General features: G+C 73.2%; 11 protein-coding genes and 1 pseudogene. 6 read left to right on the top strand and 6 right to left on the bottom strand.

Annotated elements, in window-relative coordinates; genetic code table 11:
• Window positions 1-17: 17 nt before the first annotated feature.
• Together OG574_RS40465 and OG574_RS40460 are read right to left on the bottom strand one after the other, a co-directional pair.
• Entirely contained in the window at window positions 18-1,130 is a 1,113-nt protein-coding gene (locus OG574_RS40465) for a sensor histidine kinase (RefSeq protein ID WP_326777234.1), read from the bottom strand.
• Entirely contained in the window at window positions 1,123-1,884 is a 762-nt protein-coding gene (locus OG574_RS40460) for a response regulator transcription factor (RefSeq protein WP_326777233.1), read from the bottom strand. Before OG574_RS40460 ends, OG574_RS40465 begins: the two co-directional genes overlap by 8 nt.
• A 123-nt stretch (window positions 1,885-2,007) precedes the next feature.
• Here OG574_RS40460 and OG574_RS40455 point away from each other — a divergent pair, with 123 nt between their 5' ends.
• The 3 genes and pseudogenes from OG574_RS40455 to OG574_RS40445 all read left to right on the top strand — a co-directional run.
• On the top strand, window positions 2,008-2,742 hold the full coding sequence (locus OG574_RS40455) for a glycosyltransferase family 2 protein (RefSeq protein ID WP_326777232.1): 735 nt from the start codon (window positions 2,008-2,010) through the stop codon (window positions 2,740-2,742).
• Window positions 2,739-3,407, top strand: a complete 669-nt coding sequence (locus tag OG574_RS40450; protein WP_326777231.1) for a TIGR04282 family arsenosugar biosynthesis glycosyltransferase — start codon at window positions 2,739-2,741, stop codon at window positions 3,405-3,407. The genes OG574_RS40455 and OG574_RS40450 overlap by 4 nt, the downstream gene beginning before the upstream one ends.
• Window positions 3,404-4,054: pseudogene (locus tag OG574_RS40445) on the top strand (class I SAM-dependent methyltransferase); the annotation flags it as partial. The gene OG574_RS40450 and the pseudogene OG574_RS40445, both read left to right, overlap by 4 nt.
• Here OG574_RS40445 and OG574_RS40440 read toward each other — a convergent pair.
• Both OG574_RS40440 and OG574_RS40435 read right to left on the bottom strand, forming a co-directional pair.
• Window positions 4,012-4,560, bottom strand: a complete 549-nt coding sequence (locus tag OG574_RS40440) for a hypothetical protein (RefSeq protein WP_326777229.1) — start codon at window positions 4,558-4,560, stop codon at window positions 4,012-4,014. The pseudogene OG574_RS40445 and the gene OG574_RS40440 sit on opposite strands and share 43 nt — an antisense overlap.
• Entirely contained in the window at window positions 4,560-5,792 is a 1,233-nt protein-coding gene (locus tag OG574_RS40435; protein ID WP_326777228.1) for a molybdopterin-dependent oxidoreductase, read from the bottom strand. Before OG574_RS40435 ends, OG574_RS40440 begins: the two co-directional genes overlap by 1 nt.
• A gap of 154 nt (window positions 5,793-5,946) precedes the next feature.
• Between OG574_RS40435 and OG574_RS40430 the strand changes: the two genes are divergently transcribed.
• Window positions 5,947-7,305: a hypothetical protein gene (locus OG574_RS40430; protein WP_326777227.1), complete on the top strand. Its 1,359-nt coding sequence runs from the start codon at window positions 5,947-5,949 to the stop codon at window positions 7,303-7,305.
• Here the strand turns inward: OG574_RS40430 and OG574_RS40425 are convergent.
• Window positions 7,292-9,037, bottom strand: a complete 1,746-nt coding sequence (locus tag OG574_RS40425; protein WP_442816877.1) for a phosphatidylglycerol lysyltransferase domain-containing protein — start codon at window positions 9,035-9,037, stop codon at window positions 7,292-7,294. The two genes, OG574_RS40430 and OG574_RS40425, sit on opposite strands and share 14 nt — an antisense overlap.
• Before the next feature lie 157 nt (window positions 9,038-9,194).
• On the opposite strand from OG574_RS40425, the gene OG574_RS40420 reads away from it, so the two are divergent.
• Window positions 9,195-10,373, top strand: coding sequence for an alpha/beta hydrolase (locus tag OG574_RS40420; protein WP_326777226.1), 1,179 nt, complete (start codon window positions 9,195-9,197; stop codon window positions 10,371-10,373).
• Window positions 10,374-10,555: 182 nt separating this feature from the next.
• Window positions 10,556-11,041, top strand: a complete 486-nt coding sequence (locus OG574_RS40415) for a DUF4440 domain-containing protein (protein ID WP_326777225.1) — start codon at window positions 10,556-10,558, stop codon at window positions 11,039-11,041.
• Here the strand turns inward: OG574_RS40415 and OG574_RS40410 are convergent.
• Window positions 11,038-11,763 (bottom strand): class I SAM-dependent methyltransferase, encoded by a 726-nt coding sequence (locus tag OG574_RS40410; protein ID WP_326777224.1) that lies wholly within the window; start codon window positions 11,761-11,763, stop codon window positions 11,038-11,040. The genes OG574_RS40415 and OG574_RS40410 overlap by 4 nt on opposite strands.
• Between the last annotated feature and the right edge of the window lie 374 nt (window positions 11,764-12,137).

Below are 12,137 nucleotides of genomic sequence, written 5' to 3'. Positions count from 1 at the left end.
GACGTGGCACCTGCGGGCTACACCCCCGCCGCCGGGAGCGTCACCTCGAAGCAGCAGCCGCCCGCCACATTGCGCACGGCGGCGCTGCCCCTGTGGGCCTCGACGATTCCTCTGACGATGGCGAGCCCGAGGCCCGCGCCCGACGGAGGTGTACGGGCGTGGCTGCCGCGCCACCCCGTGTCGAAGACGCGGGGCAGATCCTGCTCAGGGATGCCGCCGCAGCCGTCCGTGACCGTGAGGACCACGCCGTCCGTCGAGCCGGCCGCCGCCACGGCGACCGTGCCGTCCGCCGGGGTGCGACGGATCGCGTTGACGAGGAGGTTGCCGAGGACGCGGCTCATCTCCTTGCCGTCGACCTCGACGGGGATCTTGTCGATGCGGTCGCCGACGAGGCGGACGCCGTGTTCGCGGGCGAGCGGGTCGGCGCCCGCGAGCGCGTCGCCCACCAGGTCGTGGAGGGAGACCCTGGACGGGCTCAGGACGAGGGTCCCCGCGTGGATGCGCGACAGTTCGAAGAGGTCGCCCACCATGTCGTTCATGCGCTCGACCTCGGTGCGGATCTGGCGCAGATAGCGGTCCGGGTCGGCCGCCATGCCGTCCTCCAGGGCCTCGGACATCGCGCGGAGCCCGGCGAGCGGGGTGCGCAGATCGTGCGAGATCCAGGCGACGAGCTCGCGGCGCGAGGTCTCCAGGGCGCGCTCACGGTCTCTGGACGCGGCCAGCTTGGCGCTGGTGGCCTCCAGCTCCCTCGAGAGCGCGGCGAGTTCCGCCGTCGCGGGGGCGAGGGGCGCCGCGAAGCTGCCGCCGTCACCGAAGGAGCGGGCGGCGAGGGTGAGTGCCTTGCTGCGGGCCACGACCCAGCGGCCGAGGAGCAGCGCGGTCGCAAGCGACACGGTGGCGGCCATCGCGGCGACGGTCGTCACGACGGACAGGTCGTGCGGGGACAGGAACATCGCCCAGGCCACGACGAGCGTTCCGGCGAGCATCGCCGTCACGGCGACGGCGGCGACGACCGTGAGCGACACGGTCAGGGAGCGGCGGCGCAGCACGAACAGGGCGAGCGCGCCGAGGAGGCCCGCACCGACGGCGCCGAGAAACGCGAAGAGGGCGATGAGGAGCATGTCATGCACGGGGTTCGGTCCCGTCTGCCGGTGCCCGGTCGGGCTGCGCGGCGTCGCCGTGCGGGCCGCCCGGGTCCAGGCGGTAGCCGACGCCCCAGACCGTCTGGATGAGGCGCGGTGCCGCCGGGTCGTCCTCGATCTTGCCGCGCAGCCGGCGGACGTGGACCGTGACGGTCGACAGGTCGCCGAAGTCCCAGCCCCACACCTGCTGCATGAGCTCCTCGCGGGAGAAGGCGCGGCCGGGGTGGCGCAGGAAGAAGGCGAGGAGGTCGAACTCCCTTATCGTCAGGGCGAGTTCGTCCCCCGACTTGGTGGCGCGACGGGCCGCCGGGTCGATGGTGAGGGCGGCCGCGCGCAGCGGTCCCGCCGGCTTGGGTGCCGTGGCCGCTCGGGCCCGGCGCAGCACCGACTCGACACGCAGGACCAGCTCGCGCGGGCTGAACGGCTTGGTCACGTAGTCGTCCGCGCCGACCTCGAGGCCGAGGATGCGCTCGTCCTCGTCGCCGCGCGCCGTCAGCATGATCACGGGGACGGGGCCGCGTGCCCGGAGCCTGCGGCACACCTCGAGGCCGTCCATGCCGGGCAGCATCAGGTCGAGGACGACCAGGTCGGGCCCGTGCACGTCGGCGCGGTCGAGGGCGGCCGGGCCGTCGGCCGCGCGGTCGACGTCGTAGCCCGCGCGGTCCAGGTAGCCCGCGACGACCTCGGCGACGGTCGGGTCGTCGTCGACGACGAGGACGCGGCCGAGCGGTGGTGTCTGCATTCCACCAGCGTCGCACCCGGGGGCGCCGATCGGAGGCACCGGAGGGGCCGTCCGCGTCCGACGTCCGCGTTTCGTAAGGAGCTGAGAGCCGAAATGTCCGGTTTGGATTCGTAGGGTGACACTGTGATCCCCCCTGACTTCCCCTCCCTCCGCGACCTGGCCCCCTCGGTCGATGTCGTGCTGCCCTGCCTCGACGAGGCCGCCGCGCTGCCGTGGGTGCTGGCTCGCATCCCGGACGGTTGGCGGGCACTCGTCGTGGACAACGGGTCCACCGACGGCTCCCCCGACATCGCCCGTTCCCTGGGCGCGACCGTGGTGACGGAGCCCCGGCGCGGCTTCGGGGCCGCCTGCCACGCGGGCCTGCTGGCGTCCGACGCGGAAGTGGTCTGCTTCTGCGACTGCGACGCGTCGCTCGATCCGGCTCTGCTGACGACGTTCGTCGAGGACGTCATCGAGGGCCGGGCCGATCTCGTGCTCGGCCGGCGCAGGCCGCAGGGCCGTGGCGCCTTCCCCGTGCACGCGCGCGCCGGGAACCTCGCGCTGGCGGGGATGCTGCGCCGGCGCACCGGACTGCGGCTGCACGACCTGGGCCCGCTGCGGGCCGCACGCCGCACATCCCTTCTCGGCCTGGACCTCACGGACCGTCGCAGCGGCTACCCCCTCCAGATGGTCGTCCGGGCCGCCGACGCGGGCTGGCACATCGAGGAGCGCCCGGTGCCCTACCGACCCCGTACGGGAAAGTCCAAGGTCACGGGCACCTGGCGGGGCACCTGGCAGGCGGTACGTGACATGCGCGGGGTCCTCGCGGAGAAGCCGCGGACGGCGCTCTCCGCGCGCGGAGAGGCGGCGTCGCGGTGACCGCCGGCGGATCGCCCGCAGCGCGGCGGCACGGCACCACGCTCCTCGTCATCGCCAAGTCCCCGGTGCCGGGGCGGGTCAAGACGCGGCTCACGCCGCCGTTCACACCCGAGGAGGCCGCGCACCTGGCCGAGGCCTCGCTCGTCGACACACTCCACGCAGCGCTCGCCACGCCCGCGCGGCGTCGCGTCCTGGTGCTCGACGGGGCGCCCGGAGCATGGCTGCCGCCCGGGATCGACGTGGTCCCGCAGTGCGGCGGAAGTCTGGACGAGCGGCTCGCAGCGGCGTTCGCCGGGTGTACCGGGCCGGCCGTCCTGATCGGGATGGACACGCCTCAGGCGACGCCCGCGCTGCTCGCGCCCGCTCTCGGGCCCGACGCCTGGCGGGGCTGCGACGCATGGTTCGGGCCCGCCGACGACGGCGGGTTCTGGGCGCTCGGGCTCGCCGAGCCCGATCCGGAACTGCTGCGGGGTGTGCCGATGTCGACGGCGCACACGGGTGCGGCCCAGCGGGCCCGGCTCACGGATGCGGAGCTGCGCGTACGGGACCTGCCGGTCCTTCGGGACGTCGACACGGCCCACGACGCCGCCCTGGTGGCGGCCGACGCGCCGGACGGCCGGTTCGCCGCCGAGCACGCGCGGCTGACGCGGGTGGTCCGCTCATGACCACGGCGCGCGAGGCGGCACCGGCCTGGTGTACGGACCCCTACACCGACGCCGTGCGCAACGAGCGGGGCCCCCTGTTCCTGCGGCGCGCGGACGGATGGCTGCTGCCGCTCGAGGTGGAGCGCTGGTGCGCGGTCGCCGACACGGCCGACCTCTCGGCGCTGCGCCGCTGCGAGGGCGCTGTCCTCGACATCGGCTGCGGCCCGGGCCGCATCGTCGCCGCACTTGCCGCGGCCGGGCACCGCGCGCTCGGCATCGACGTGAGTGAGGCCGCGGTCGCGCGGACGGTCCGCCTGGGCGGCGCCGCTCTGCAGCGGTCCGTCTTCGCCCCCCTGCCCGGCGAGGGCCGTTGGGGGACGGCACTCCTTCTCGACGGCAACATCGGCATCGGCGGCGACCCGGGGGCCCTGCTGTCCCGGGTCGCCGAACTCACCGCGCCCGGTGGACTGTTGATCGCCGAGACGGCTCCGCTCGACATGGACGAGCGAGTGGAGGTGCGGGTGGACGACGGGCAGGGCGCCGCGGGCTCGCTGTTCCCGTGGGCCCGGGTGGGCACGCGCGCGCTGCTGCGCGACGCGCGCCCGCTCGGCTGGCGGTCGGTCGCTCAGTGGTCCGAGGGCGGGCGTTCCTTCGTCTCCTTGCGCCGCTGACGCTCCCGTTCACGCTCCCGCGCCCGCTCCTCACGGCGCGCCCTGCGCGCCTGCCTCCAGGGCGACGCGGGAGCAAGGAACGTAACGGACACGAACCACAGGGCCGACGCGGCGAACAGCGCTGCCGTCAGCAGCAGCCACCGCGGCAGGAACGCTTCCCCTGAATGCCCCGTCACGAGGACGTAGTGGTCCTCTCGCGCCCGCGTGATCAGCGGGAACCACACCAGGAACAGCAGCCCCGACAGGAACGCGGGGACGCGCACGTAGATCATCGCCGTACGGCTCCGGTCGCCGAGCGCCGTCCGCGCCGCGCGGTCGGCGATCGAGTACGCCGGCACGAGCAGCAGGTCGTGGACGAGGGCCGCGCCGACGAACCAGATCGCCACGGCCCACACGTCGCCTTCGAGCAGCCGCACGCCCGCATATCCCGCGAGGGCGAACGAGGCGGCCAGGAGCAGGAGTTGGAGCGGGCTCTCGCCGTACCAACGACTCCGTCGGTTCATCACAGCGCTCCGAACGTCATGCGGGCGACCCACTTCGTGTTCAGGACGCCCGGCGCCGCGGGCACGATGACGCGGGCCGGGTATCCGTGGTCGAGGGTGAGGTCGGCTCCGTTGACGCGCAGGGCCAGCAGGGAGCGCGGGTCGTGCACCTGATTGTGCCGCAGGGCCGCCTTGCGGAACGCGCCGCGCTGTTGCAGGGATTCGACGAAAACGTCGGCGTCGCCGTCGGTCCCGGCGAGGACAGCGAGGTCCCGCAGTCGTACGCCGCTCCATTGCTGGTCGTCCGTGGACCAGCCTTCGACGCAGGCGATGGGCAACGACGAGGTGTGCTGCGGGAGTCGGAGGAGATCGTCACGGGTGAGCCGGTGGGAGGTGCCTTTCGGACCGGTGACCACGAGCCGCCACGGCTCGCCGGTGTCGGCCGTACGGATGCCCGCCACTGCGGCGGTCTTGTTGATCTGGAAGCGGCCGGGACCCGTGCCCGGGTCGGAGCCGCCGTGCGGGGCGAACAGCGCGGTGCGGCGCCACACCCCGCCGATGCTCTGGCCGGCCGTCGTGACGAGCAGCAGGAGCGAACCCCCGCCGACCATGGCGAGCGCCCCGCGCCGCGACACGGTGGGCTCGGCGGGCTTCGCCGCCACCAGGTCCCCCGTCTCGGGCAGTCCGGCCTTCCGCTCGCGCAGCACACGCAGCGCCTGCGGTACGCGCAGCACGGCGTGCACGACGAACGCGCCGATGAACACCCAGGCGCCGTAGAAGTGGAGCGGGTAGAAGGAGCCGGGGAACAGGTAGTCGAGCTGCACGTTGAGGATGCCGGTCACGAACTCGAAGAGCGCGCCGCCCACGAGCAGGAGCAGCGAAAGACGTTCCAGGGCGTGGCCGATGGAGCGTACGGGTGGCAGCTCGAACAGTTTGGGCACGACCGACCACAGCTTGGCGAGCAGCACGGGCACGAGCGTGATGCCCACGGTGACGTGCAGTCCCTGAGTGAGGCGGTACAGCCAGTGCGGGTCCGTCGGCCACGAGAACAGATAGAAGCCGAGCAGCCCCTTGTCGGGCGTTTTGTCGTTGACCGCCGCGAGGTTCGGGTTGTACGCGGCGTATGACAGGAGGCCGGTCAGGAAGAGCAGGGTCATCCCGACGAGCAGGACGAGGCCGAGTACCGCGGTGAAGCGGGGGCCGCGCAGGGGGCTGCGCCACGGATCGGGGAGAGTGCGGGGGAAGTCGCCCATGTGGTTCCTTCAGGCTGTGCGCGGCGGGGGCCCGCCGACCTGGTCCGACCGTATTGCGCACAGCCCGCGGATCGGCGCAGGAAGATCTGACGGTTCGGTGACGCCACCTCGCGGTGCCGACCGATCGGCGGTGCGGGCGCTTAGCGTTCCGGATGTGAAGGTCGAAGCTCCCCCCGCCGCCCCCAGCACCGCGCCACCCTCCACCGGGACGCGCCGTGACCTGATTGCCGCCGCTGCCGCCGTGGCCCTGGTCACGGCGGCCGTCCTCGTGGGCCGGTACATCCAGGACCACTACGGCACTCTGCACGTCAACTGGGCTCCCTTGTACGGCCATTGGGAACCACATGTGGGCCCGGGGACCCCGGCGGCGATCTCGGTCGCCGTACTGGTCGTCGCGTACGGGCCCGTGGTGGCCGCCCGGCTGCGGTGGCGGCTGCTGCTGCCCGCCGTGTGGGCCGCGTCGGCGGCGTGGACGTTCTCGCTCGCGCTGATCGACGGCTGGCAGCGGGGCATCGCCGGGCGCCTCACCACTTCGTACGAGTATCTGCAGGTCATCGACCGGTTCGACGACGTCGGCGCGACGCTGCGCGACTTCACGCGGCACATCCTGCTGCACTCCCCCGACCACTGGCCGCCCCATGTCGCGGGGCATCCGCCCGCGGCGACCCTGACCTTCGTCGGCCTGGACCGGATCGGGCTCGGCGGCGGCGCGTGGGCCGGGGTGTGGTGCATCACGGTGGGGTGCACGGCGGCGCTCGCCGTCCTCGTCACCGTCCGCGCGCTCGCCGACGAGCGGACGGCGCGCCGCGCTGCGCCGTTCCTGGCGCTCGCGCCGGCCGCGGTCTGGATGGGCACGTCGGCCGACGGCTACTTCGCGGCGGTCGCCGCGTGGTCGATGGCGCTCCTCGCGGTGGCGGCCACCCGCGGCAGCCGCTGGGCGGCCCTCGGCAGCGGACTGCTGTTCGGGCTCACCTGCTATCTGTCGTACGGGCTGACGCTGATCGCCCTCGTCGCGGCGGCCGCACTGCTCACGGCGCGGACCGTGCGGCCGCTGCCGCTGTTCGCCGTGGGAGCGGCCGTCGTGCCCGTCGCGTTCACGCTCGTCGGGTTCAACTGGTGGGAGGCGTACCACCTGCTGACGGAGCGGTACTACCAGGGAGCGGGCGGGATCCGGCCGTACGGCTACTGGATCTGGGCCAACCTCGCGTGCACCGTGCTGATCGTCGGCCTTGCCACGGTGGCGGGACTGCGCCGGGTCCCTGGACGTGTCCTGCGTGACCGGGCGGAGCCGGAGGGGCGGCTCGCCCTTGTCGTCCTCGGCGCGGCGCTCGCCCTGCTGGCCGCCGATCTGTCGGGCATGAGCAAGGCGGAGACGGAGCGCATCTGGCTCCCGTTCGCCGTCTGGCTCCTCGCGGCCACCGCTCTGCTGCCGGAGCGGTGGCGCCGCGGGTGGCTGACCGCGCAGGCCGTGCTCGCCCTGCTGATCAACCACCTGCTGGTCACGGGGTGGTGACCTCCATCGGCTGCGGCTTCTCCTCGCGGGCGGCGGGCCGGCTCCTGAGCAGCTGACGCAGCCGCTCCGCCGGGCGCGGCAGGACGACGAACGCCTCCGCCTGGAGGCAGGCCCAGCTGATCCTCGGCAGTTCGCGCACCGTGGGATAGACGACGAAGCGCGGCTCCCACTCCGGGCGGAACTTCGCGTTGAAGCGGTACAGGGACTCGATCTGGAACCAGCGCGACAGGAACACGAGCAGCCCCCGCCACACCCGCAGCACCGGTCCCGCGCCGAGGCGTTCGCCGCGGGCGAGAGCGGCCCGGAACACCGCGAAGTTCAGCGACATACGGCGTACTCCGAGCCCCGGCGCGCCCCGCAGGGCGGCCACGATGAGGAGTTCGTTGAGGCCGGGTTCGGCCGTGCGGTCGCGGCGCATCAGGTCGAGGGAGAGACCGTCCTCGCCCCAGGGCACGAAGTGGAGCAGGGCGCGCACGCGGTCGTTGCCCGCCTCGTCGTCCTGGTGCGCGGTGACGACGACGCAGTCCCCGTCGTCGGGGTCGCCGAACCGGCCGAGCGCCATGGAGAACCCGCGTTCGGTGGCGCTGCCCCGCCACGCGGCGGCGGCCTCGCGCAGCCGCTTCTTCTCCTCGTCGGGCAGATCGCGTACGCGCTGCATGCGGCAGGTGTAGCCGGCGCGTTCGATGCGGTTGACCATCTGCCGGACGTTGCGCATGGAGCGTCCGGAGAGGCTGAAGGCCGCGCAGTCGACGATGGCCTCGTCGCCCAGCTCCAGGGCCTTGAGGCCGCCCTCGCGGACCCACACCTGTCCGCCGAGTTCACTGCACCCCATGACGGCCGGGGTCCAGGCGTGCAGGGCGCACTGCCGCAGGAACTCCTTGATGGCGCCGGGCCAGGCCTCGTAGTCGCCGATGGGGTCGCCACCGGCCAGGGCGACGCCGGACACCACGCGGTAGGCGACGGCGGCCTTGCCGGACGGCGAGAAGAGGACGCTCTTGTCGCCGCGCAGCGCGAAGTAGCCGAGCGAGTCGCGCCGGCCCTCGTCGGCCAGGAGGGCACGCAGCCGTTCGTCGCTGTCGGCGGGGCGGAGGGTGACGGGCCGCAGGGCGAGATAGACGCTGGTGGCGGCGGTGACCACACCGAGCGCGAGCAACGAGAACTGGACGATGTCGGCGGCCTTGTCGCTGCTGTACGCGATCGGGCCCGACGCACCGAACAGGCCGTAGGCGACCTCCTGGACCCGTTCGGTGAACACGATGGAGCGGCCCGCCTCCTGGTTCGCGCGCACGCCGACGACGAGGAGCCCGAGCCCGAAGCTGCTGCCGCCGAGGACGACGAGGTTCCACAGGGCTCGCGTTCTGCCGCGCGGGTCGCCGAGCGCGTAGAACTCCTCGCGGTAGGCGACGAGCACGACGCACAGGACGGCCGAGACCGTCGCGGGGATCAGGGCATGGTGGCGCACGCCCTGGACGAGCGCGCTGACCGCGAGCAGCCCCACGGCCGCCTCCCAGGCGCGCCGTTTACGGCGGCGCAAGCCCCTGGCGAGCATGACGAGCAGCAGCCCCGCGGCGAGCGCGGCGGCGCGCGCCACCTCCTCGGCCAGGCCCGGCACGTAGGGCGCGATGCGCTCTATGCGGGTCTCGTGCATGTGCGGGGAGATCGCCGACGCGATGTCCAGAATTCCGATGATCAGGCACGTGTGACCTGCCACGGCGGCGGGGCGTTGTTTCACAGTGACCGAGCGTAGGAGTGCTCCACATCGCTGGAGTAAGAGCGACACAACAGCACGGTAAGAACGCGGTGGCCGGCAAACCTTCCTCGGCCGTCGCGCCTCTTTCCCGGTGAAAACTGCCGAACAGCGCAGATGACGGCTGAAAGTTGAGGAAACCATGGGCCTGACGAGCCGGGCACTCGAATACGCGACGGTGCTGGCCGCCCTGGGGTGTGTGGCGCTCACGGTCTGGGTGTGGCCACGGCTCGCCCGGCGAGGGCCCGCCGCCGTGCTCGGCCGACTCGGCGTGATCGGCGCGACCCAGCTCACGATCCTCACCGCGTTCGCCGTCGCCGTGAACACGAACTTCGACTTCTACGGCTCGTGGGACGAGCTGCTCGGCCATGTCGACAAGGCGCCCGCCGAGGTCACGGCGCTCGGCCACGGCGGCATCTACACCACGGTCGGCGCGGTGCGCGGCGGTCTGGTGCAGCCCGCCGGGCCGCAGGGCCTCGATCGGGTGACGGGGATTCCGCACGGGCCCGCGGCGCAGGTCGGCCGGGTCGAGTCGGTCAAGATCGTCGGACGGCGCAGCCGGGCAGTGAACCCGGCCTTCGTGTATCTGCCGCCGCAGTACTTCCAGAATCAGTTCCACCGCCAGCGCTTCCCCGTGATGGTCGCGATCAGCGGCTATCCGGGCGGCATCATGAACCTCGCCCAGTACCTCCAGGTCCCCCAGACCGCGGACCGGCTGCTGCGGGCGGACAGGATGCAGCCGACGGTGATCGTGATGGTGCGCCCGACGATCGCGCCGCCCCGTGACACGGAGTGCGTGGACGTGCCGGGCGGTCCGCGGGCCGAGACGTTCTTCACGAAGGACCTGCCTGAGGCGCTCAAGCGGGCGTACCGCGTGGGCCACGACCCGAGTGCGTGGGGCGCCCTCGGATACTCGTCGGGCGGCACGTGCGCACTCCAGCTCACCCTGCGCCACCCCGGTGTGTACACGTCGGCGGCCGCGCTGTCGGCGGACTACAGGATCGGCGACGACCTGACGACAGGCAGCCTCTTCGGCTCGGGTCCCCACGCCGCCCAGCGACAACGCGAGCACGACCTGATCTGGCGCCTGGAGAACCTGCCCGTGCCGCGCGTGTCCGTCCTCGCCGCCAGCAGCAGGTCGGGCGAGACGGACTTCAGCGACACGATGAGGTTCCTGCACGCGGTCAAGCCGCCCATGACGTCGGCCCAGATCATCCTGCCGCGCGGCAGCCACCGCTTCACGACATGGCAGCGGGAGATCGCGCCGGCCATGCAGTGGATGAGCGGCCAGCTGACGTTCCCGCAGGACACGACGCACTGAGCGCACCACCCGCCCACTCCACCGGCCGCGAACCGGCCGCACCCCTGGGGCCTGCGTCGGAGCCCCGCCCACCTGTCTGTCGCTGCGGCCCGACCGGTCACCCGTCACCGACGACCCGTTACGGTGGCCTGGCATCCGCGTCGCCCCGGCGCGCCTCCCCCGTCCGACCAGGAGCATCCCTCATGCCCGAGTCCGCCGTGTCCGCCCGCCCCGCACTGGCCAGGCCGGGCGCGGCGCCCGGCGACGTGGCCGCCGTCTGGTCCGTCGTGACCGGCATGTACGAGGCGTACGCCACCGGGGACCGCGCCCAGATCGACGCCCGGCTCGACCCGGAGGCGACGATCTGGGACCCGGCCGCCGAGCCGCTGCTGCTCGGCAAGCCGGACCTGGACCGGGTGCGGGACGAGCGGCCCGAGTCCGAGGACGGGCCCGTGGGGAGCGGGCTTCGCCCGTACGACCCGGTCGTCGACGTCTTCGGTGACACAGCGGTCCTGCGCTACTGGCTGCGCGTCGCATACGCGCCCGGCCCGGACGGCACCCCGCTCCGTCCCGAGCTGCTGCGGAACACGGCCGTCCTGCGCAAGGACCCCGCGGCCGGCCGCTGGCTGATCGTGCATCTCCACGAGGACGTACGGCAGGCGGGCGGCGCGCCCGAGACCGCCGTTTAGCGGGGCGCGCCGGTCTTCGTGGCCACCAGGAGGCGGCACCGGGGGCTGCCGTCGGAGCGCTCACCGAGTTCGGGCAGCGCCTGGAGCTCCACGTCGAAACCGGCAGCGACCAGCTCGCTCCGTACATCGCCGAGGCGGAAGCCGCGGTAGTACATGACGAAGGGTGGCCGCCACAGCGCGTTGCGGACCCGCATCGCGCCGTCGAAGGCCAGCATCGACCAGTAGCCGCGGGAGCCGGGCCGCGCGGGAGCCGGCACCGGGAACGCGAAGCGTCCGCCCGGCCTCAGCACGGAGTGGACCTGGGCGAACAGCGCGGGCCGCTGCCGTGCCAGGAAGTGGCCGAACGCCCCGAAGCAGACGACCAGGTCGAAGGCCGGCCCGAAGGGCAGCGCGAGGGCGTCGGCGCGCACCAGGTCCGCGCCGCTCGTGTGGGCCGCGCGGCCCGCCGTGAGCATGCCCGCGCTGATGTCGACCCCGACGGGCCGCTCGCGGCACACCTGCCGCAGCACGCCGAACCCCGCGCCGGTCCCGCAGCACAGGTCGAGTCCGCGCTCGAAGGGGCCCATGCGGCGCAGGGCACGGGTGACCGGTGCGAGGACCGACCGGGGCGTGCGGAACGGCGTGCGGTCGAACTTGGGGGCGAGCAGGTCGTAGCCGTGCTCGACGGAGGACAGCGCCTGGACGGCGAGCTCGCGGACGGTGGGGCCTTCGGGTGCGAACATCGTGGCTCAGCATAGGCCGCGCCTGGGGCCGCAGGGGCTGTGGTGATGGGTTCGAGCAGGGCTCCCGGGCCGGGTCGGCACCGCGGCCCGTGACGTAAGCCCTTGCGGGACGGCGCCCCCAGGGTGTTACAGTGCCAATGGCACGTGTGCTAGCCGCCTCTTCGGCGCCGGTGCCAGTCTCCCTCTCCGAATCGCCGCTACAGCGGGATTCGTCGAATCGATGTCAGCGATGCGCCAGGCGGCGCCGACGCGCCGTACCCCGCATCGCTTCTTCCCGGCCACAGGCTTCTCAGGGCTTTCACGGGCCTCTTCGCCCGCCCGCCTCGCGGGGCGTGCAGTCACCGCCCCGATCCCGCCGGATCCCACCTCACTCA

Source organism: Streptomyces sp. NBC_01445, from assembly GCF_035918235.1.
In the GTDB taxonomy this organism is placed as follows: Bacteria; Actinomycetota; Actinomycetes; order Streptomycetales; family Streptomycetaceae; genus Streptomyces.
The sequence above is the reverse complement of the archived record's forward strand: the minus strand, read 5'-3'. Positions and strand labels throughout refer to the sequence as shown.